This window comes from Mucilaginibacter kameinonensis (assembly GCF_003675385.1).
GTDB classification, from domain to species: Bacteria; Bacteroidota; Bacteroidia; order Sphingobacteriales; family Sphingobacteriaceae; genus Mucilaginibacter; species Mucilaginibacter kameinonensis.
Genome location: NZ_RCWZ01000002.1, coordinates 582890 through 604478, shown reverse-complemented (window position 1 = coordinate 604478; position 21589 = coordinate 582890). Strand labels below are relative to the sequence as shown.

The 21589-nt window shown below is 42.1% G+C and carries 16 protein-coding genes; 8 read left to right on the top strand and 8 right to left on the bottom strand.

Translation table 11 applies throughout. The features are described 5' to 3' along the window. Positions 1 to 61 precede the first annotated feature (61 nt). Together EAH55_RS09555 and EAH55_RS09550 are read left to right on the top strand one after the other, a co-directional pair. Entirely contained in the window at positions 62 to 1195 is a 1134-nt protein-coding gene (locus EAH55_RS09555; protein WP_112567968.1) for a glycosyltransferase, read from the top strand. A gap of 1 nt (position 1196) precedes the next feature. Further along, complete coding sequence (locus EAH55_RS09550; RefSeq protein WP_121809418.1) at positions 1197 to 1520, top strand: GIY-YIG nuclease family protein; 324 nt, start codon at positions 1197 to 1199, stop codon at positions 1518 to 1520. Positions 1521 to 2040: 520 nt separating this feature from the next. Here EAH55_RS09550 and EAH55_RS09545 read toward each other — a convergent pair. The 6 genes from EAH55_RS09545 to EAH55_RS09520 all read right to left on the bottom strand — a co-directional run bounded on the left by EAH55_RS09545 (position 2041) and on the right by EAH55_RS09520 (position 10040). Next, positions 2041 to 2529, bottom strand: a complete 489-nt coding sequence (locus tag EAH55_RS09545) for a hypothetical protein (protein ID WP_121809417.1) — start codon at positions 2527 to 2529, stop codon at positions 2041 to 2043. Positions 2530 to 2556: 27 nt separating this feature from the next. Next, positions 2557 to 4761, bottom strand: a complete 2205-nt coding sequence (locus tag EAH55_RS09540) for a penicillin acylase family protein (protein ID WP_121810029.1) — start codon at positions 4759 to 4761, stop codon at positions 2557 to 2559. 514 nt (positions 4762 to 5275) lie between these two features. Beyond that, complete coding sequence (locus EAH55_RS09535; RefSeq protein WP_121809416.1) at positions 5276 to 6391, bottom strand: DUF3810 domain-containing protein; 1116 nt, start codon at positions 6389 to 6391, stop codon at positions 5276 to 5278. 136 nt (positions 6392 to 6527) lie between these two features. Continuing rightward, positions 6528 to 7043, bottom strand: coding sequence for a DUF2911 domain-containing protein (locus tag EAH55_RS09530; protein ID WP_112567960.1), 516 nt, complete (start codon positions 7041 to 7043; stop codon positions 6528 to 6530). 273 nt (positions 7044 to 7316) lie between these two features. Continuing rightward, positions 7317 to 9716, bottom strand: coding sequence for a TonB-dependent receptor plug domain-containing protein (locus tag EAH55_RS09525; protein WP_121809415.1), 2400 nt, complete (start codon positions 9714 to 9716; stop codon positions 7317 to 7319). Between the two features lie 117 nt (positions 9717 to 9833). Further along, entirely contained in the window at positions 9834 to 10040 is a 207-nt protein-coding gene (locus EAH55_RS09520) for a hypothetical protein (RefSeq protein WP_112567956.1), read from the bottom strand. Positions 10041 to 10331: 291 nt separating this feature from the next. Between EAH55_RS09520 and EAH55_RS09515 the strand changes: the two genes are divergently transcribed. Next, a complete protein-coding gene (locus EAH55_RS09515) occupies positions 10332 to 10979 on the top strand; it encodes a DUF47 domain-containing protein (protein WP_121809414.1) in 648 nt (215 codons plus the stop codon). Between the two features lie 123 nt (positions 10980 to 11102). On the opposite strand, the gene EAH55_RS09510 is transcribed toward EAH55_RS09515, so the two are convergent. Both EAH55_RS09510 and EAH55_RS09505 read right to left on the bottom strand, forming a co-directional pair. Continuing rightward, positions 11103 to 13589: a TonB-dependent receptor domain-containing protein gene (locus EAH55_RS09510; RefSeq protein WP_121809413.1), complete on the bottom strand. Its 2487-nt coding sequence runs from the start codon at positions 13587 to 13589 to the stop codon at positions 11103 to 11105. A 146-nt stretch (positions 13590 to 13735) separates the two neighbouring features. Continuing rightward, positions 13736 to 14149, bottom strand: coding sequence for an EamA family transporter (locus EAH55_RS09505; protein WP_112567950.1), 414 nt, complete (start codon positions 14147 to 14149; stop codon positions 13736 to 13738). A gap of 156 nt (positions 14150 to 14305) precedes the next feature. On the opposite strand from EAH55_RS09505, the gene EAH55_RS09500 reads away from it, so the two are divergent. The 5 genes from EAH55_RS09500 (at position 14306) to EAH55_RS09480 (ending at position 21584) form a co-directional block, all read left to right on the top strand. Next, positions 14306 to 14983 (top strand): response regulator transcription factor, encoded by a 678-nt coding sequence (locus EAH55_RS09500; protein ID WP_121809412.1) that lies wholly within the window; start codon positions 14306 to 14308, stop codon positions 14981 to 14983. 2 nt (positions 14984 to 14985) lie between these two features. After that, entirely contained in the window at positions 14986 to 16233 is a 1248-nt protein-coding gene (locus EAH55_RS09495) for a sensor histidine kinase (protein ID WP_121809411.1), read from the top strand. 77 nt (positions 16234 to 16310) lie between these two features. After that, positions 16311 to 17558, top strand: a complete 1248-nt coding sequence (locus tag EAH55_RS09490; protein WP_121809410.1) for a TolC family protein — start codon at positions 16311 to 16313, stop codon at positions 17556 to 17558. A gap of 1 nt (position 17559) precedes the next feature. Continuing rightward, on the top strand, positions 17560 to 18486 hold the full coding sequence (locus EAH55_RS09485) for an efflux RND transporter periplasmic adaptor subunit (protein WP_121809409.1): 927 nt from the start codon (positions 17560 to 17562) through the stop codon (positions 18484 to 18486). Next, positions 18486 to 21584 carry an efflux RND transporter permease subunit gene (locus tag EAH55_RS09480; protein ID WP_121809408.1) on the top strand — a complete coding sequence of 1033 codons (3099 nt, stop codon included), beginning with the start codon at positions 18486 to 18488 and terminating at the stop codon, positions 21582 to 21584. Before EAH55_RS09485 ends, EAH55_RS09480 begins: the two co-directional genes overlap by 1 nt. Positions 21585 to 21589: the final 5 nt, after the last annotated feature.

The following is a 21589-nucleotide window of genomic DNA, read 5'->3' as shown; positions in this document are numbered from 1 at the left end:
TGTAGATTTTTGCTGTTATTATTCCTGATTTTTACTCACCTTTATCCAAACCTATTTTATCATGATACTTTTCTGGTATAGTGTAATACTGTTTGTAACAACCTTAGGTTTAAACTTTTATCTATTATGGGGTTTTAGTCAAATTAAGCAGGTAAGCCAGCAGCCGCTGATGGATAATCCGCCGTCCCTTTCCATCATTATACCGGTGCGTAACGAGGAAGAAGATCTTGAAAAAGCGTTGCAGAGTGTTTGCCACATCAACTACCCCAACCACAGAATTATTGTAATTAATGACCGCTCAACCGACCGGACTGCCGAAATCCTGGAAAGCTTTGCCTCACACTATCCACAATTACAGGTTACTACCATCAGTACTTTACCCGAGGGCTGGCTTGGTAAAAACAATGCTCTATACCAGGGGTACCTTAGCAATACAGACGAATGGATGCTTTTTGCCGATGCCGATATTGTTTTTCATCCTGATGCTATCAACAAAGCGGTTGGTTACGCGGTTAAGCAACAACTTGATCATTTAACCATATTACCCGAAGTGGTATCGCGCTCCTCGATTTTAAACAGTGTATTGGCAACCTTCGGCATTATGCTCATGATCGATATGAAACCCTGGGAAGCTAAAAATCCAAAATCAAAAGCGTCATCGGGTATAGGCGCATTTAATTTGGTCAGGCGTACAGCTTACGAAAAATTTGGCACTCATCAGCGCATTAAGCTCCGCCCGGATGACGACCTGCAGCTTGGCCGGATCATGAAGCACGATGGTTTCCGTCAGGATGTTTTGGCCGGCCTTGGATATGTTTGCCTTGAATGGTACAAAAACCTTGGCGAGTTTGGCCGCGGTGTACAGAAAAACTCGTTTGCCGTAGCCAACTATAGCCTGGCACAAGCCATTTTTAACGTGATCAATATGTTGTTGTCGGTAGCCTTGCCAATGCCTTTGATGTTCATTTTTGGCGATACAACAATCCGCATTATGGCGGGGATAATGCTACTTTTTCATATGATTTACATGATGATGGTACCGCCCAACAAGTGGTGGTACGCATTTATGATCCCCTTTTCGGGTTTCTTTTTAGCCTGGCATTTTTTAAAAGCATCAATATTGACTGTTGCCCGGGGCGGCATTTACTGGCGGGATAGTTTTTACTCGCTGAAGGTGTTGAAGGGGGAAGAGTAAGATGCGGCAGTATAATTTTTATACTTATATATTAACTAACTATACCAAAAGAGTGTTGTATACCGGTGTAACCAACAACCTTGAGCGCCGTCTGCAGGAACACTATTATGGTATTGACCAAGTGGATAGTTTTACCGCTAAGTATAAATGCTACCACTTAGTTTGGTATGAAAGGCATCAATATATTAATCACGCAATTGAACGTGAAAAAGAAGTAAAAGGATGGGTTAGAACGAAGAAAATAGCACTAATAGAGCAAGAAAACCCTGATTGGCATTTTTTGAATAAAGATATAATGGAGTGGCCACCAAAACTTAATGAATAAAGATTTGTCATCCTGAGCGATAGCGAAGGATCCTCTTCAACATACAAAGCCGCTTTACAGGGCAAAGAAGATGCTTCGTTCCTCAGCATGGCAAAAAAACTCTTTTCAACTTGTCATCCTGAGCGATAGCGAAGGATCTTCTGCGATAGGCAGAGCCGCTTTACAGGGCGAAGAAGATGCTTCGTACCTCAGCATGACAAAAAAACTCTTTTCAACTTGTCATCCTGAGCGATAGCGAAGGATCTTCTGCGATAGGCAGAGCCGCTTTACAGGGCGAAGAAGATGCTTCGTACCTCAGCATGACAAAAAAACTCTTTTCAACTTGTCATCCTGAGCGATAGCGAAGGATCTTCTGCGATAGGCAGAGCCGCTTTACAGGGCGAAGAAGATGCTTCGTACCTCAGCATGACAAAAGCTTTTTTTACTTGTCATCCTGGGCGATAGCGAAGGATCTTCTGCGATAGGCAGAGCCGCTTTACAGGGCGAAGAAGATACTTCGTACCTCAGCATGACAAAATCCTTAATCAAACCCTAAATATTCCTTCTGGTGTACTTCAACCGAGCCGGATACATTATCGTGATTGAGGAACATCACGATATGAAAAAAGTCGTTATCAAAAATGTAGATATCGTTTTTGGCATCTGCTCCCTGAAGACGCATTTTGAGCCCCATGTGCTTGGCCTGCCCTATCAGGTTAATAATATGTTGCGAGGTGGACGTAGTATAAGTAACCGTGCGCAACACCGCACCGCTGCTGAGTTTACTGCCAACACCTATTACCACAGTTTCTTCCTTATTATCAGGCCCTATTTTGTTCAGGTGTTCGATGCTGTTGCCGTCAACATCCTGGATATATTGACGTTTGAATTTTTTGCCGAGGGTAAGATAGTTATGCGCTTCGGCATTGGAAAGGTTGGAGATATTTGCCAAATCATTAACAGTTACGCTTTGGGCAAACAAATCCGCACCACAAAACAACAATAAGGCAACTAACAGGATTCTCTTCATTTTTAACTTACCAAATATACTTTTTTACTATTTAAAATAATCGCCCGGATGATAGGTGCGCTGTGCGTGTTTTAAAACATCTTTTTTATAAAACAGCACATCCTTAAACTTGCCATCTATTATACCCTGCTCCTGATCGGTAAAATTTTTTGACGCCGGATCGAAGGAACTACCTCCGTTCACAATACTTTTTGCCTTTAACCGTGTACCAAATTCTACAGCAGCGATAAAACTATTACCCGAATATCCATAACGTTTATTGGTATTCATGGTGCGACTTTGGAACGACGGCAGCTGTCCGAAGCCAGATCCGGTTAAACCAACGGGGATACTGGGCTTGTTATCATCAAAGGTAATGCCATCGTCCGGTCGTTGGTAGCAGTTCATATTCCCCCACTCTACTTTCCAGGTACCAAAACGGCTTTGCAGATTTTTGACAACATCATTCAACAAAGCCAATTGCTGTGCAGGGGGCATCGTTTTAATCAACTTTTGAAAACGACAGATAATAAACGTACCCTCCTGATCGGTTTGAGGCGGAGGCAGGGCTTTCATCATCAAGGTGCCCCATTCAATAGCAAGCGAGCTGGCTACGGAATGAATGGCAGTATTCCTGTTCCATTCCTGCAAGACCTTTATCGGCTCGGCAAGCGATTGTTTCACCGAATCCGGAGCTGCATCATAGGCTTTAAACAGTGACGGCAGCAAGTCATCAAATGCGGCAAGATAATGATCGTAACCTTTGGCTATCAGGTCATCAAGCGTAAGGTTCTTTGCATCTTTCAAGATTTTAATAGCCGTTATCGCCCTATAGTTTTCTCCATCCGGGCCCATGTAAACAGGATATTTATTTTTATCCGGGCTTGACGGGCCAGACCCGGTAAACGGCGACGAATTACAGTTCTGGATCCAACCGGTAGCAGGGTTAGCGTTAGTAATAATCTCACTCAGTTTGTGAACTCCTTGCCATTCAGTCGCAGATATGCTGCCATCAACCGGTAAACTCCAATCATATTTGGGGTTGCGCTTAGGAATATAATTTCCGTACCAAAAAATGATGTTTCCCTTATCATCAGCATAAACAGTACTGTTGGTTGCGTTTGATAACAGGTTCATGGCCTTTTTATATTCGACAAGGTTATTGGCCTTGGTTATCAACCATGATTCTACAAGCGCATTGTACGAGCGGTTATTAGCTTTAAGCGCCAGCCATTTACCGTTCCTTGCACCCAATACCGGACCATGATGCGTATAATAGCCAGTAATGGTTCGATGCTCAATCTGGTTTCCATTCTTTATATTAAGCGATAGCTCACGGGGAACCACCGGCCTTAGCTTGCCATCATATTCATAATACCATTTTCCATCCTTCTTGCTCACCTTTTCGGCGTACAGATCGGCTACGTCGGCATAAGCACTTGTATGCATCCAGCCGCAATGCTGATTAAAACCCTGGTAAATAAAAAACTGTCCCCAGGTAACCGCGCCATAAGCGTTAAGTCCTTCATTGCTCACCAATTCAACCTCGCTACGGAAATAAAACGGCACATGCGGATTAATGTACAACAAAGCATGACCGGATGCCGATCTGGATGGCGCTATAGCAAAACCGTTTGACCCGGTTTCGCGCTCATTTACCATATTGTAAATATTGTTTTCAGGTTTACCAGTCAGCATGCCCAATTTTTCGGGCCCTATGCTATAAAAATCTTTTGTTTCGCTTAGCTTAAGTCCGCCAGTTTCTGTTGCGGCAACACTGCCATCAGTAAACATTAACGCATACCATGGCTCAAAATGCTTAAATACCTGCGGTTTTACTTCGGGATGCTTGTACAGGTAATAGTTAACGCCATCGGCAAAAGCATCCAATAACTTCCGGAACCAGGGGGCGCTGGTTTTATAATCCTTAATAGCGTCTGCGCTATCGGCAATTAATTGCAGTTGTACATCGGTGTACAAATTGGCCTCACCATCAACTTCGGCCTGTTTGCCCATCTGGTAAAGGTAATTGCGTTCAATACCTTTAAAATTATCTTCACACTGGGCGTACATCAATCCAAAAACAGCAGCGACATCTGTTTTTCCATAAATGTGAGGAACTCCCCAGTTATCACGAATGATAGTTACCGACTTTGCTAATGTTTCCGCCCGTTTTATTTCTTTCTGATTAATTTTTTGAGCAAAAACCAATACCGGAAGAAACATCAAAACAATCACAAAAACAGCTTTCATAGTAACAGCAATTTTACCAAACAAATTATCCATATAAATGTGAAGTAAACGAGGCTTTTTAAAGATTTTGAGGTAAATTTGAAAATTAATTCATAATAATTACATCGCACCGCCGTTTTCATTCAAATATTTACAATCGGCTTTCTGGAGAGTAATTATTACTATACTGCTAAAACGGTATAGTTGTTTGTTATTGAATTTTCTGTACCGGTTTCTGTTCCGGTATCCGAATATAAGAGCTTGGGTACGCATTTAATATGATATCTGAGATTTAGTTGATTCAATATCATTTGAGACGTGATATTGTGTGCGTTCCGGGGTGAGATACGGAACGCATTTTTTTTGTCTGCTTCGGTCATTTCTTTGTTTGTCATTTGCTTCGCGTCATTAGGTCATTCAGTCATTTTGCTAATTGGCAAAAATTGCCATGTAGCAAACCGCCCAATGACATAAAATAGAATAATGCAAAGCAAATGACCTAATGACGCGAAGCAAATGACGAAAAGCAAATGACTTAATGACGCGAAGCAGAATGATCTGATGACGCCCACTGATCTCGGTACCACGCCATTGCCAGTAGCACCATTCTGTTATAGGTTTCTAATCCTTGCGGTTGATTATTAGCCTTCAGGAAATTGTCGTAAAAAATGCTGCTTATGGCACCCAGCTTATTTTCATAGGCAAGCCAGTAATTTCGTTCGGCAATATAGTCGCTGCGTACTTCTTTGCTGATCAAAGCTTTAAGCTCCTTGTGAGCAGCTGTATCCCGCACGCCCAGCGAGTGCATAAATTCCTGAACGGCAAGATGATAGGCCGAATAGCGCAACATCCTGTCATGCGACTTTACAGCGATAATAAAACCGGCAAAATCGGCCTCATCCTCTGCCCCATACCCCATCTGATGCGACATTTCATGGCAAACCACAAATGGCCTGGTAAAAACGGGCATCTGGTAGTTTACCTGCGCTTCAGAAGTAAAAGGATTATAATACCCCGATGTGCCGATATAGTTTAATAAAGGCGTAAGTATTGACGGTTTTATATCCGGATTATATGCCCTGAAATTAGCCGAATCTTTACTGATGGTGTAAATAGCGTGACGGGCGGTGTTATAAATATGCGTATTGCTCTGGGCCCAATCTGCAGGTGTTAACCGAGAACGGGTTATGTTGGCGCTGTCTATCAGCGTCCGGGTTACGGCTTTAAGATCGGCAGTGGTAAAAGCGGTATCACGGAGTCCAAATCGCTCGGAAGCAGGCAGCCTGAAATAATTCATCCCCCATAAAAGATAAAAAGCCACAATACCGGCCTGTACGCCTATAATTAGTCCTAAAAAAAGCCTGCCTGCTGTTTGAAACTGCTTTTTAAACAGCAAGACTATCAGCCTGATCACGGCATAAATCAAATAAAGCACTACGGCTATATATACGATATCGCCAACGCTAAACGGAAATACATTTAAAACGGAATGAAAAATCCGGCAGACAACAATGTAAAAACCATTGGCATAGTAACGTTCAACGGCGGCAGGATGATCTGCAAAGAGCATCAGCAAAAAGATAGCTAATGCCAGCGATAATATAATGATGATCCTTTTTAGTACGGGCTTTTTATTGGTTCGGCTACGCATTGTATTGGGTAAATATAGTGCTTTACCGGCAGCTTAAAAATAGCTGCGTTGTTACATGCAATAACCTTTTTCATGCAAAAGGCCCCTGTTTCCAGAGGCCTTTAAAATTGTGAAAAACAAGGTTACTGAATATCTTTTACTTTACAGAAACCGGTACTACGATTTTATCCCAGAACATGCAAAAGCTTTTTGCATCCACGGTATAAACTAATCTTTCGTGCATTGGCGCTGCTTTGGTTTTAACATCTACCCGCAGGGCATCTTTTGATTCATCATATTTAAATGCGCCCCATTGTTTAGCAACCTTGTTAAAAATAACTGTCCAGGTACCGTTTTCGTTAGGAATCAGGAAAAAGCCGTATGTGCCTGCAGCCAATGATTTACCTTCAACTTTAATATCTTTTGTTGTTGTAAACGTAGTAGCTTCGTTAGCACCTGCACGCCAAACTTTACCATAAGCTTCAAGTCCGCCCCAAATTTTACGGCCTTTTACCGAAGGGCTTCCGTAGTTAATAGTAATGGTTGAACCTGCAGCTTTACCGCTTACGCTATCGCGCGGGCTGGCTGGTTTGTTTTGAGCAAAAGTTACTGTTGATAACAATAAGGCAAAAGCGAACAGGAATGCCGCCTTTAGCTGAAATGATTTTTTCATAAGATTTCTCATAATTATTTAAGTATAAATATAGATTGAAATTTGGTTTAAAAGCAACTATTCATTCAAATACCTGTAAGAGGTGATTTCAACACATAAAACACTGAAAATAAACATGTGGTGTTTAAACTATTTGAATTTTATATTGTTTAATTAATTGAAAGATCATATTGCAGTTAGGAATAGACCGGAGGGATTCATAGCCCAAAGGTTAAACAATTGTTGTGGTTTTTTTACCCTGCCTACCATGGCAGGGTTTTTTATTTACCGCCATCATTGTACCTTGTAGGTTAATACACTACGCCCTATATTACCCGCTTCATCAATACCTTCTATCACCAAACGGTAAGTACCTTTACCATCTGCATTAAAAAAATCAAACGAAGCATTGCCATCTTTATCTGTCACCATATCAGGGTTCCAGTATATCGTGCTTCGGGCATCGGGCTTGTTAGCTGTTTGTTGCGAGCCTTCATAAACAGGCGAATAAAATGTACGTGCCTTATAAAATCCCTGTGCTGTATAATACAACAAACCTGGCAAAGCAATGTCCTTTACCATTCCTGAAGATGCTGACTTTCTCATTTTTATTATCAATACACCGTTTGCTCCCCTTATGCCATATATGGCAGCATCACTATTTTTTAACACTGTTATGCTTTCAACATCAACTGGATTGTAATTATTAACACTCGTTCCTGCAGGCATGGCGGTATCATCAGCAATGATAAGCATTGGTCCGGTTTGCATAACAGCATTTGCTTTATCTGCCAAAAAAGGCACCCCATCCCTCAGTATAACTCCAGGTAAGCGTCCTTCCAAGCCGGTAGTCAACAAACTCTGATCCCGCACGTTTTTGTCGTCCAATGTTTCTGTAGTATGTTGCCGTTCACCAGCTCTTTTATCACTATTTATAACAGCATTAAACCCTCTCTTATTTGCATCAGCTAAATAAACAGGTTGTTGCATTGTTTGATCATTTCTTGTAATATTTGAATCTTTCACCGGACTAATGATATCTTCAGTATTAATGTTTGCTAACGTTGGCTCCAGATAAACGGATATATGAGTATTATTTCCCCCTGTAGCTGTTTTAGCTTGTATCACAAAAGTGGTTTCGTCACTATATACCATGTTCCTAAAAGCAAAGTTCCCTTCATGATCGGTGTTTTGGGACAGTAAAGCTCCACCAGCCCGGGGCATTAATGTAACTATACCGCCATCAACCGGCTTTCCCGTTGTTGTTTTTACCTGCCCGGATATATCAAACCCATTTTCGGCACTGTACACTTTGGCCGGTTTTTCATTGCTCAGTAGTTGCTTCCATTCAAATCTGCTAAAGTTTCGGGTAAGCATCAGGATATCCAGGTTGGCCCGGGTATCGTTGTTAACATTAACAAAGTAGTAATTGGGCTGCTCAATTTTTCCTTTTAGATCAGAGGTTAATAAGAGGTTCGATAATATCGTATTTTCGTCATCTTCAGCGCTGGGTACTTTACCAGCATCCACTACTGTTGCCGATAGATAACTTTTAACCGCTTCTCCGTTTTTATTTTTTGTATTAATGGAAATATGCACTTTTCCTCTTTCCGAATATAAAGTCTTATCGCAGGTTGGAGCAATTGTTAGTAAATCGGGATTCTGGATAAAGGCCAGTCGCTCATTAAGCAGTTCACCTTGTGCCGAAAAAAGTGTTACCTGTACCACTCCTGTTTTAAAATCTTTTTTATTGAGATTTAAATCAAGCACCTGGTTATCAAGAACCGCCTTTACCGACCTGACATCACCAGCCGAATATATGATTACCCCTATCTCTTTGTTCTTATTTTTAAGGTAATAAGCTTTATTGGCATTTATTTCAATACCGAGCTTATCAGCACTATCATTGTTAACCATTAACGAGATCCCCTCGTTATCAGCTTTGGGCAAATCAACTGTAGCTTTAGTGCCATCGGCATAAGTTAAATTGGCCTTATATGTTTTACCGGCTTCAGGAGTAATAAATATAAGTCCCATACCAAGGTGAGTCGATTCAAATTTAGTTACTTCCGCATTGGTATTATCAACCACAACACCTTTAACATTAACGCCCAATCCATTTGTTCCGACGGCCTTAAAGGCCAATTTGGCCGGTATGCTGCTCACAAAACGTCCACCTTCCGGAAAGAATTCGACCCCGGCTTTTGCGATCCCCGCTTTATTTCCTGCAGGCGGCCCGTTATTAATGTTTATCCGCCTATCAAAAAAATTCACCTGGCCGTTATTCAGCATCCATTTGGTGTACGCCCTTATACGATAGCTCCCCCCGGGCAATGTATTGGGGAGGCTAAAATCACCTACCGCTAAACCATTAGCCAGTTGTAGCGAAATGGATTTCAAGAGAGAACCGGTGGGGCTGATAAGATCAACATGTAGTATACCGCTTAATTTTGATAACTCATGCTGTTCGCCAAGGGTAACATAAGCTTTAAAATAAAGCGTATCGCCGGCGTTATAATAAGGTTTGTCAAAATGCAGGTAAGGTTTTTCAATTGCTTTATCTGCAGACAAAGTTTGCAGGCGCGATACGGCTGTATCCAAAGAGATAACAGGTGATAACCGTTGGCTATTTTGCGATAAAACAGGCACAGAAAAGCACAATGCCGCTAACAGCAGTAATATTATTTTTTTCATAACAAGGAATAATGATAGGTTTAAACTGGTTATATAAGAGTAATTAAATGTAGGTATTTATTTCCAAATAAAGTACTTATTTAAAACCAGTTATATTTCAAACCTATAACCTTACTGCTATTGCGTCAGCTCGGCGTCCTGTTTCATTTCCTCCCAGTAAAGTGTTTCAAGATAAATACCGTTTTGAATAGCTACGCGTGCACGTATTTTTTCTAATTCAGCCTTTACTTCTTCATTGCTGAGCTCCCGGCCCAGCGAATGGTAATAAATAGCGTAACCGGTTTTGCTGTTTACGCATTTAAAATGTTTATCCCCGGCTTTCATAATCGGATTAACTAATATAATCACAAGTAGCAAGCGCCGGGATTTGTTTTAATTAAACTTAAATGTTACACAATTTTCTTCGTACTACCAATGGGTTTCTTTTTACTTTAAATCAGCTATTTACATCGATATTATGACTACTTTATTACATTGGCTTAACCATTCTTAACATTAACTTAACAATTAGCATTGTATTAATGGTTACTTTTACATGCTGAATAATTTATAGTGACATATTTTAAAACCCGCTTAATATAACTACTGTAAATTCACGACTGATAAAACAGATCAATGAAGAGCACTAACTCAAAATCGATATTTCCGAATTCTAACCAGCTTTTTTACGATTTATTCAACACAGCTGTAGCTAATGTTACCGAAATGGCCAGACTGTTAGATGAAGCCGTAAATTCCCCAACTTCATATGAGCAAAAATTCAATTTTGCCCATATCGATAAGCTGAAATTTAAAAGCTACGAGATAACGCACAGGGTGTTTTCAGAATCGGGCCGCATGCTGATATCACCGTTTAACCGCAAGGATATGTGCGATCTGGCATCGGCAATTGATGATGTGGCCGACAGGATCACCATGGCTGCCCGCAGGATAAACCTGTATAACGTACCTGTTATTACACAGCCAATGATAGAGCTGGCCGCGCTGATCCTGCAAACCAGTACCGAGCTTGAAAAAGCAGTAAACGCAATGAATGATCTTAGCAAGTCTGCTATCATCTTTGAGCTTTGCAGCAACATAAAAAAACTGGAAGCCCAGGCCGATTCAGTTCATAATAAAGCTTTTGCCGATCTGCTTAACAACGAAAAAGATCCTATTGAGTTAATTAAATACACTGATGTTTTTGCAGCTATGGAAACAGCTACAGACAGCTGTGAAGATACTACGCTGATCATTGAAAGTATTTTGATCAAGAACGGGTAAACCTCACCCAATCCTCTCCAAAGGAGAGGGCTTTATAATAAACGGTATAAAACAAAAAAAGCGATGAGTGTCATCGCTTTTTTGTTTTAAAGCCCTCTCCTTTGGAGAGGATTGGGTGAGGTGTTATTTTCCTTTTTCGGATTGAGGGCCATTATCTCCGCCGCCATTATCCTGGTCATTGTTTTTATCTTTCTCCCTGTCTTTCTTAAACTCAAGTTTACCAAACTTATAGCTCAGGCTTATACCGAACGATTGTACCGGTACCAACCTTACGTTAGTTTGGTAAAAATTGCTGCCAAATGTTGATGAGCTTTGGCTAACATATTTCGCGAATGGATTGGTAGCAGTAAGACCAATGCTTGCCTTTTTATTCCAGAACATTTTGCGCATAGCAAAGTTGTAGAACACAAATTTTGGATTCGTTCCCTGGATACCTTTTTGCGATGAGTTATAGTTACCAAAAAACTCAGCACTCAGGTCATGGCCAAAGCTATATTGTGCGTTAAGATTAAGGCGATAAGCAAAAGCGCTTACATTGGCAAAACCAGGGTTGGTACTGCGCCTGTCGCTGAAAATCATGTTAGTACGCAGGCTCAGTTTACTGGTTACCGGTATCGAACCATAAAGGTTGATGCCGATACGCTCTTCCGAACCAATATTATAACGCTGGGTTAACGAAACATCGGTATAAGTGGTGCCATTTGCATCAAACGTAGAGTAAAATGTAGTGAACTGCTGGATATCATCGGTGTTGCGACGATAGAAAGCGGCTATATTGATATTAGCACCTTTGTCATATGATTTGTTGTAGCCTAACTCGAAGTTATCGCCTTTTTCGGGCCTTAAATTGGGGTTACCTGTGTTGATGTTGTGCGGATCGCTGATATTCAGGAAAGGGTTCAAATCGCCATAATCCGGACGCTGGATGCGGCGGGTATAGCTTAATTTAAGTGATTCGCTGCCATCACCAAACTTGTGCGAAAACACCAGTGACGGCGCAAGGATATTATATGACGGAATGCTTACGCCCTGAAAATCGGCTTTGGTGGTAGTATACTCGTCGCGCAAACCGGCCTTTATATCTAAAAACTTGTTAAATACCGATGCTGAGGCCGAAACATAGTAGGCATACACCTTACGGTCATAAGTAAAACCATACGTTTGATTAGGGTTAGGCACAAACGCGTTACCACCAAAAAGGGTATCGGTTATTACATTATTATTGATATGGTTAAATACAAGTTTACCGCCAGTTTCAAGTGTAAAGTTTTTGCTTACAGGTTGTGTATAATCAACAGAAATGTCGGTTTCCCTATCTTTGCCCGGGTTATTGTTAGAGATACCTGATGAAGTTATACCCGATTCATAATCCTGGCGCTGGAATGAGCTGAATGAGTTACTGCCAAAACTTGATGAATATAATACATCAAGCTCCTGCCCTTCTTTGGCGAAGGTCTTTTTATAGTTCAAATTTACGTCGGTTGAGGTACCGTTGAATTTACTGCTTGAGTTACGGATGCTCCTTATATCAGATACCGGGTTACCGGCTGCATCAACCTCGCTTTGATCCTGGTTGGTGATACCGTTACCATGGTTGCCAAAGTGGTTAAAACCAACCCCGGCAGTAAGCTGATCCTTAGGGGTAATATCCCATGAAAAATTAATGCCCGATTCATAACCGTTCCGCCTGAAGTTATTGCTACCCTGTTGAAAAAGGGTAGTTTGATTTCCCTGATCATCGGTTGATACACGGTTACGGGTATTTGGCGCATTGGTATTGATCTGGGCATTGCCGCTAAAAAATGCGTTCACCCCAAAATTGCCTTTACGGGCATTCAGGTTAAAAGAGCCATTTTCACGGCGGGTACCTGCCGATAGATTGACGCTACCATTAACACCCTGCACTTTACTATCCTTCAAAATAATGTTTACGATACCTCCTGTACCGGCTGCATCATACTTTGCGCCCGGACTGGTAATAACCTCAATACTTTTGATCTGGCTGGCAGGAATACTGGCCAAAGCATCAGCAAGGCTGGCGCCAAAAATGCTTGATGGTTTTCCGTTGATCAGGAAGCGGATATTGGCATTTCCCTGCAATTCCACATTGCCATCAATATCAACGGTAATTTGCGGAACCTTCTTCAAAACGTCGATAGCAACTCCGCCTTGTGCACTTAAATCGTTTTGAGGGTTATAAACCATTTTATCAATCCGGTTTTCAACGGTTGGCACTTTGGCGGTTATAGTTACTCCCTTTAATTCATTAGCGGTGGGAGCCAGTTTGATCTCGCCCAATGACACAGCGCCATCTTTAACTATCACATGCTCGATAATTGCTTTTTGATAGCCTAAAAATTCGGCGGTTATTTTATACTCCCCGGCAGGGATATTGTTAATAGAAAAATTTCCTTTAGGATCGGTACTGATACCATTAAACGGCGAAGCGGCACCTTGTTTAAATACAGAAACGGTAGCATAATCTACCGGTTGTTTCGTGGTAGCATCGGTTACTTTACCTGTGATTTTCCCCTTAGCTCCGGGGGCTGTTTGGGCGTGTAAGGCGGTTATAAAAACAAAAGAAAATAATATCAAAAAAACAGACTTCATTATATGATGTGGGTATTTGAACCACAAATTTTATAAGAAAGATTGGATTAAATCTGAATTATGTGGTATTGAAGTGTATTTGTTACAATATGATTTTGCTATGTATACATGCTTGTTACATTGTATATGAGCCCGTTACAAAAAAATTAGAAAATTAATACAATTGTGCCCCCTATAATAAGCAAAGCGCCTATGGCGTTTTTCAAGGTTAAAGGTTCGCCCAGGAAGATAACAGAGAGCGCGATGGCTAAAGCCACACTCAGTTTATCAACCGGGGCAACCTGGCTTACCTTGCCCAGTTGCAGTGCCCGGAAATAACAAATCCATGAAAGCCCTGTAGCGCAGCCCGACAAGATTAAAAATGTCCAGTTGGTTTTAGTGAGGCTGCCAATACCAGCATGCCCGCCTTTAAAAAGCGCTATGCCCCAGGCCAGTATCAGGATAACCACTGTACGAATGGCTGTCGCCAAATCCGTATCAACCCCTTTAATACCTATTTTGGCAAAAATTGCGGTAAGCGCCGCAAACAGTGCCGAAAGTAAAGCGTAGATCCACCACATAATGATCAGATTTTGTATTTAACTTGCAACAAGCTAAAGGCAAATTTGCTTACGTATTCTGTATAAAATCTGTGAGCATAATTTCGTGAAGCTAACCACTAACCAAAAAATCCAAAATCCGTACAAATTCACCATATACCTTTACTCAAAAAAGATTTGAAATTACTGATCATTGAAGATGAAGAAGGCCTGCGCGAAAGTATTGAAGAATACTTTACCGAAGCCGGCAATATCTGCGAAACTGCGGCCAGCTATACTGCTGCCCTTGCCAAGGTTGAACTGTACAGATACGATTGCATCCTGCTGGATATTACCTTGCCCGGCGGCAATGGTATAGATTTATTGAAAGTACTTAAAAACAATAATTATACGGATGGTGTACTCATCATCTCGGCCAAAAACTCATTAGATGACCGCCTTCAGGGCCTTGACCTGGGTGCCGACGACTATTTAGTAAAACCCTTTCACCTTTCCGAACTTAAGGCAAGGGTGTCGGCCATCATCAGGCGTAAAATGTTTAATGGCAGCAACGTGCTTAACTTTAACGAGCTCAGCATCGATCTGATGGCTAAAACCGTAGCTGTAAACGGAATACCTGTAAAATTTACCCGTAAGGAGTTTGCCCTGCTTATCTATTTCATATCTAATAAAGGCAAAGTAATCTCCAAAAACGCCATTGCCGAGCATTTATGGGGCGATGGCATCGACCTGGCCAATAATTTCGACTTTATTTATTCGCACATCAAAAACATCCGAAAAAAAATAATGGAAGCCGGCGGTAAGGACTATATTTATGCAGCCTATGGTATGGGCTACAAATTCGCCGATCAATAATAATGAAACTTTCCGAAAGGTATAACCGGGTAAACTTAATAGCCACCATTGTTATCATGCTGATAACAGGCGCTATTTATTACCAGGCTATCAGCCTTATTCTTACCAACCAAAAGGACAAATCGCTTGAGGTTGAAGAGCAGGAGGTTTTTGATTATGTGAAGCTCAATCATCACTTGCCCCAGGTTTTTGAATCAAAAGATCAGCAGATCACTTTTGTTTCGGCCGAACCGAACTCCGTTAAACGTGAGTTTTTCAACACTACCTATTATCGCGAAAAAGATGAACCGGAATCCGGCAGGGGCCTGGTTAGTTCGGTAAGCGTTGGCGGCAGGTACTATAAGATCCTGATAGTTGAATCGAAAGTGGAGACTGAAGATCTGATCCAGATCATCTTCGCTATCACCATTGGTGTTATTCTATTATTATTACTGGTGTTGGTGATCACCAACCGCCTTATCCTGGGTAGGCTTTGGCAACCTTTTTATAGCATACTTAGCGAACTAAAGCTATTCAACGTTACCGATAACCGGGAAATGCTCTCACCTAACTCGTCTATCGACGAATTTAATGAGTTGCAGGCCGAAGTAACTGCAATGGCCGAAAGGGTAAAAAAAGACTACAAAGATCTTAAAACATTTACCGAGAACGCCTCGCATGAACTGCTTACCCCTATCGCTGTTATCAATTCTAAATTGGACACTTTAATCCAGACAGAAAACTTCAGCGAACATCAAAGTAAACTACTTAACGACCTTTACAGTGCAGTATCGCGGTTGAGCAGGCTCAACCAATCGTTATTATTACTGGTTAAAATAGAAAACAAACTATTAAACGACCGCCAGCACCTGGATTTGAATGAACTGATAGAAGAATTATTGTATCAACTGGAGGATATTTTTAGCGATAAAGAAATAACCGTCACTTCAATCCTCGGCGAAAAGGAGGTGGAGGCTGGGGCTTATTTGATTGATATTTTACTCAATAACCTGATCATTAATGCCGTTAGGCACAATATTGAAGGCGGAGAGATCATCATCAATCTCACAGCCGAAAGCCTAACCATTAAAAACACAGGGGAAAACATTGCCCTCAATCCTGAAAATATCTTTACACGCTTCCATAAATCATCACATTCCGAGGGCAGTGGACTTGGGCTTACCATCTCCAAACAAATCTGCGAAAGCCTGGGTTACCAGCTCATTTACAGTTATGAAGCACCGTACCATACTTTCACGGTTAACTTTTAATTTGTTACAATGGCAGTCCCAATTTTTTCCAGAATTATCCTGTAGCTTAGCTATTATTTAACACAACATATATTATTTTGACCATCCGGATAAAATGGGTTTTCGGCTTTTTATTTTGCCTGCTTAGTGCTGTTACACAGGCACAAACCTACAATCTCGAACATTATTTGGAGCTTGCCAAAAGCAATAGTCCGCTATTAAAAGATCTCCAAAACCAGATAGCCTCTGGTCAGTTAGATAGCCTCCGTATCAAAGCCGGTTACAGGCCTCAGGTAAGCGCCAACAGCACCGGGCTCTACGCTCCTGTTGCAGGCGGTTACGGCTATGCTCCTGCTATTACCAATGAACATACACTTGCGGCCTTACTGGGTATCAATCAGTCGCTGGATAGCAAAAAAAATATCGCCGCGCAGATAGACGCGGTAAAACTGCAATCGCAATCGGTGCTCAATACCTCCAAAATATCCGAGCAGGATTTGAGAAAGGCTGTTACCGCGCAATACATAGCCGCTTTTGGTAGCTTGCAGCAGGTAAAATTTAACCAAGAGGTTATTTCCCTGCTCAACCGCGAAGAAGAACTGCTTAAAAAACTAACCCGCACCAACGTTTATCGTCAAAGCGATTACCTTACCTTTTTAGTTACCCTTAAGCAGCAAGAACTTACGTTATCGCAAGCACGCTTACAGTATAAAAACGACTATACCACACTCAACTATTTAACCGGCATTGCAGATACCAGCTATATTGAGCTTCAGGACCCCGGCATTCAAAAAAACATGCGGGCAGATATCAGTAACAGCATCTTTTTCAGCCAGTATAAAACGGATAGTCTTAAACTGGTAAACAGCCGCACACTGCTTGATTTTAGTTACAAACCTAAGATAAACCTGATGGCCGACGGCGGTTACAACTCCGACTTTTTGAGCGGACCGGCCTACAAAAACTTTGGTGTAAGTGTTGGATTCAGTTTCACGCTTCCATTATATGATGGTGGTCAGCGCAAAATCCAGTACCGCAAACTTTCGTTAGAAGAAGATACCCGGCGTAATTACAAAGCTTTTTTTGATACACAATACCGCCAGCAGCTTGCCCAGTTAAATCAACAGATAGATGGCTCTGAAAAGCTGATTGCGCAGATAGACGAGCAAATGAAATATACCGAAAGTCTTATAAAGGTTGATACCCAATTACTGCAAACCGGCGACGTACGCATGGCTGACCTCGTATTGGCTATTAACAATTATCTTGCTATAAAAAACCTTAAAACACAAACCACTATTAATAAGCTGCAACTTATTAATCAGCTCAATTACTGGAATAAATAACATGAAATTTAAACACATATACCTGGCTGCCGGGATTTTAACACTGCTGTATAGCTGCAAAGGCAATACCCAACCGGCTGATGATGCAGGCGACGGCGGTGCTGCCCAAACACCGGTAACCGTAACCACAGTTGCCGATAGTGCCATGGTTGATTATATTGACCTGAGCGCCACATCTGTATTTCAGCAAAAAAACATTGTTAAGGCCAATGCCAATGGCTATATCCAAAAGGTAAATATCCTGCCCGGGCACTTTGTAAACAGGGGCGAATTTTTATTCAGCATCAAAACAAAAGAAGCGCAAAGCATTGGTAACAGCATCAATGTGCTGGATACTACCTTTAAGTTTTCGGGCATTAACAAAATAAAGGCCGCCGGTAATGGCTATGTTACCCAGCTAAACCATCAGCAAGGCGATTATGTACAGGACGGTGAGCAACTTGCCGTAATCAGCGACCGCTCAAGCTTTGTATTTGTAATGCAGTTGCCTTACGAGCTTCGCTCCTATCTAAAAAACAATCAGGATGTACAATTAACACTTCCCGGAGGAGAAAAACTAACAGCACAGGTAAGTTCAACAATGCCCGCTGTTGATTCGTTGTCGCAAACACAGGGCATTGTACTTAAAGTAAACAGCACCAATCCTATCCCCGAAAACCTTGTAGCCAGAGCGCGCATCATTAAATCGGTAAGGCCGCATACGGTATCGTTGCCCAAATCGGCCATATTGAGTAACGAAACCCAAACCGAGTTTTGGGTAATGAAACTCATTAACCCTACAACCGCGGTAAAAACACCGGTAACAAAGGGTATTGAGGCGGGTAACAGGATAGAGATCTTAACACCAAAATTCTCGCCGGGCGATAAGATTGTAGCAACGGGTAATTACGGACTTGCAGATACGGCTAAAGTTAAAATTACGGAGTAATGAAGGAAAACCAGCGTAAAAATTACTTCATAACCCATCGCAAGCCCTTAGGCCTTGTGCTGGCCCTTTTTATTATGGGCGGTTTGTTTGCCTATTCTAAATTGCAAACCTCCCTATTCCCGGAAATCACTTTCCCTAAAATAAAGATCATTGCCGATCAAGGCCTGCAGCCGGTAAACAAAATGATGGTTACGGTTACCAAACCGTTAGAGAACGCCATTAAACAAGTACCCGACCTGCAACTGGTACGCAGTACCACAAGCCGTGGCAGTTGCGAAATTTCTGCATTGTTTAACTGGAATGCCGATATCGATCTGAGTCAGCAACGCATCCAATCAAGTATTGACCAGATCAAAAACGATCTGCCACCAGATGTAAATATCAGCGTGGCTAAGATGAACCCATCCATTTTACCGGTGAGTGGTTACACGCTGGAAAGCCATAACCTGTCGCCTATTGAGTTAAGGCAATTGGCTACTTACACGGTAAAACCATTCCTCTCGCAGGTTGACGGGGTATCTGAGATTAGGGTAATTGGCGGTAAGCTGAAGGAATACTGGCTCACGCTTGATCAGCAGAAAATGACTTCATTGGGACTAACGCCTGATATTATCAGTACCACGCTTGCTACCACCAACTTTGTAAAATCAGAAGGCTACCTGTCTGATTATAAGCGCATGTACCTTACCGTTACCGATGCCACCATTAATGCCAAAGATCAGCTGGAACAATTGGTGATAAGCAATAACCGAAAAAGGATAGTGCGCCTTAAGGATTTTGCAAGCATACAGGTTAATGAAGGTATCGAGTATACCCGCATTAACGCCAACGGGCACGACGGGGTACTTATTGCTGTTATAAAACAACCCAACGCCAATCTGATATCGGTGAGTAATGACATGGCCGATAAGGTTGATGCGTTAAAAAAACTACTTCCGCACGGCGTAACGATCAGGCCGTACTATGTACAGGCCGATTTTGTGAACGATTCGGTAAAGAGTGTAAGCGACAGCCTTTGGATAGGTCTGCTGCTGGCCATTATCGTAGCGGTGATCTTTTTAAGATCGTTTAAAGCAAGTATCACCATATTAATCACCATCCCGGTTACGCTTGGGCTTACCCTGCTTATACTATACTGGCTTGGCTATACCTTCAATATCATGACCCTTGGCGCTATTGCGGCATCCATAGGCTTAATTATTGACGATGCCATAGTAGTTGTTGAGCAGATTCACCGGGTACACGAAGAACACCCCGATGAGCTAAGCAGCCATTTGGTTAGGAAAGCCATTGATTACCTTTTCCCGGCAATGGTGGGCTCATCTATTAGTACCATCGTAATCTTTATTCCTTTTGTGCTGATGACCGGTGTGGCCGGGGCATATTTCAAGGTACTTACCGATACTATGATCATTACCTTGCTAAGTTCATTCTTTGTAACTTGGATCGGTCTGCCGGTAATTTACCTGCTGGTTACCCCTAAGCCTAAATTAAATGCCGCAGCAAAAACTAAAAAAGAGGAAGTACATACAGTAAGACGACAAAAATGGGTAAGCTTCTTTATCCTCAGGCCATATGTAAGTATTATCATTATTGCCGCATTAGCAGCGGTTATTGTGATAGTACCGCCAATGCTTGAAACCGGCTTCCTGCCTGATATGGACGAGGGCGCTATCGTGCTTGATTACAAATCCCCTCCCGGAACCTCACTGGAAGAAACCGACCGCATGTTGCGCCAAATTGAAAAGCAAATCGTAAAACATCCCGATGTAACTGCGTACTCGCGCCGCACGGGCACACAAATGGGCTTTTTCATCACAGAACCTAACAGCGGCGATTATCTTATCCAGCTTAAAAAAGATCGTACCAAAAGCACAGAAGAGGTAATAAGCGACCTGCGCAAAATTGTTGAAGAAACTCAACCGGCGCTGGAGGTAGAATTTGGCCAGGTGATAACCGATATGCTTGGCGACCTTACCACATCGGCCGAGCCTATCGAAATCAAGGTATTTGGCGATAACCAGCAAACACTGCAAAACCTGTCCCGCCAAATAGCCGGACTGGTTGAAAAGGTTAAAGGTGCAGCCGACGTACTACCAGGCATCATCATTGCCGGTCCTACGGTAAGTATCCAACCGCATTACAGCAAAATTGCACAGTACGGAATTACCGCCGCAGATCTGCAAATGCAGATTCAAACCGCGCTGGAAGGTAATGTGATAGGCAATTTATTGGAGAAAGAACAGCTATCCCCTATCCGCATGGTTTACCCGGGCAATCGCTCGCTTAACGTAAATGATATCCATAACCTGCATATATTTTTACCAAACGGAAAGCTTATCCCGATAACTGAACTTGCCTCGGTTGAGCTAAGGCCCGGCGACGCCGAAATAAACCGCGAAAACCTGCAAAGCATGAACGTGGTAAGTGCCAGGCTGGAAGGCAGCGACCTGGGTACTGTGATAACCGCCATTCAGAAAACCATACATGATAACGTAAACTTGCCAACCGGTTATCATGTGGAATATGGCGGTGCTTATGCTCAGCAGCAGCAGTCGTTTAAAGAGTTACTTATTATCCTGGTAACTGCTTGCCTGCTGGTTTTTGGGGTGATATTATTCCTGTTCAGGCAATTCAGGATAGCACTGCTTATTTTAGTGATAGGCATTTTGGGAATTGCCGGCAGTTTTCTGGCTTTATTTATTACAGGAACGCCGCTTAACGTGGGCAGCTATACCGGGCTAATTATGATTGTAGGCATAATTGGCGAAAATGCCATTTTTACTTTTCTCCAGTTTAAAGAAAGCGCCATCGAAAATGGAAACAAAAACATTGATGAGGCCATAACTTTTGCTATCAGTACCCGTTTAAGACCTAAACTAATGACTGCCCTGGGTGCTATTATAGCGTTGATGCCGCTTGCTTTAGGTATAGGCGCAGGGGCACAATTGCATCAACCGTTGGCCATTGCAGTTATTGGAGGTTTTTTAGCGGCATTGCCATTATTACTTATTGTTTTACCGGCTATGCTGCGTATATTGTACCGCAAAGGGTTTACAACCCATTTAAATGAACTTAATGAAAGCCACAACGGTTAACACAG

What these genes read in the sequence shown, in the direction of transcription:
- EAH55_RS09555 (WP_112567968.1), top strand. Translation starts at nt 62, where the DNA reads ATGATACTTTTCTGGTATAGTGTAATACTGTTTGTAACAACCTTAGGT.
- EAH55_RS09550 (WP_121809418.1), top strand. Translation starts at nt 1,197, where the DNA reads ATGCGGCAGTATAATTTTTATACTTATATATTAACTAACTATACCAAA.
- EAH55_RS09545 (WP_121809417.1), bottom strand. Translation starts at nt 2,529, where the DNA reads ATGAAGAGAATCCTGTTAGTTGCCTTATTGTTGTTTTGTGGTGCGGAT.
- EAH55_RS09540 (WP_121810029.1), bottom strand. Translation starts at nt 4,761, where the DNA reads ATGAAAGCTGTTTTTGTGATTGTTTTGATGTTTCTTCCGGTATTGGTT.
- EAH55_RS09535 (WP_121809416.1), bottom strand. Translation starts at nt 6,391, where the DNA reads ATGCGTAGCCGAACCAATAAAAAGCCCGTACTAAAAAGGATCATCATT.
- EAH55_RS09530 (WP_112567960.1), bottom strand. Translation starts at nt 7,043, where the DNA reads ATGAAAAAATCATTTCAGCTAAAGGCGGCATTCCTGTTCGCTTTTGCC.
- EAH55_RS09525 (WP_121809415.1), bottom strand. Translation starts at nt 9,716, where the DNA reads ATGAAAAAAATAATATTACTGCTGTTAGCGGCATTGTGCTTTTCTGTG.
- EAH55_RS09520 (WP_112567956.1), bottom strand. Translation starts at nt 10,040, where the DNA reads ATGAAAGCCGGGGATAAACATTTTAAATGCGTAAACAGCAAAACCGGT.
- EAH55_RS09515 (WP_121809414.1), top strand. Translation starts at nt 10,332, where the DNA reads ATGAAGAGCACTAACTCAAAATCGATATTTCCGAATTCTAACCAGCTT.
- EAH55_RS09510 (WP_121809413.1), bottom strand. Translation starts at nt 13,589, where the DNA reads ATGAAGTCTGTTTTTTTGATATTATTTTCTTTTGTTTTTATAACCGCC.
- EAH55_RS09505 (WP_112567950.1), bottom strand. Translation starts at nt 14,149, where the DNA reads ATGTGGTGGATCTACGCTTTACTTTCGGCACTGTTTGCGGCGCTTACC.
- EAH55_RS09495 (WP_121809411.1), top strand. Translation starts at nt 14,986, where the DNA reads ATGAAACTTTCCGAAAGGTATAACCGGGTAAACTTAATAGCCACCATT.
- EAH55_RS09485 (WP_121809409.1), top strand. Translation starts at nt 17,560, where the DNA reads ATGAAATTTAAACACATATACCTGGCTGCCGGGATTTTAACACTGCTG.
- EAH55_RS09480 (WP_121809408.1), top strand. Translation starts at nt 18,486, where the DNA reads ATGAAGGAAAACCAGCGTAAAAATTACTTCATAACCCATCGCAAGCCC.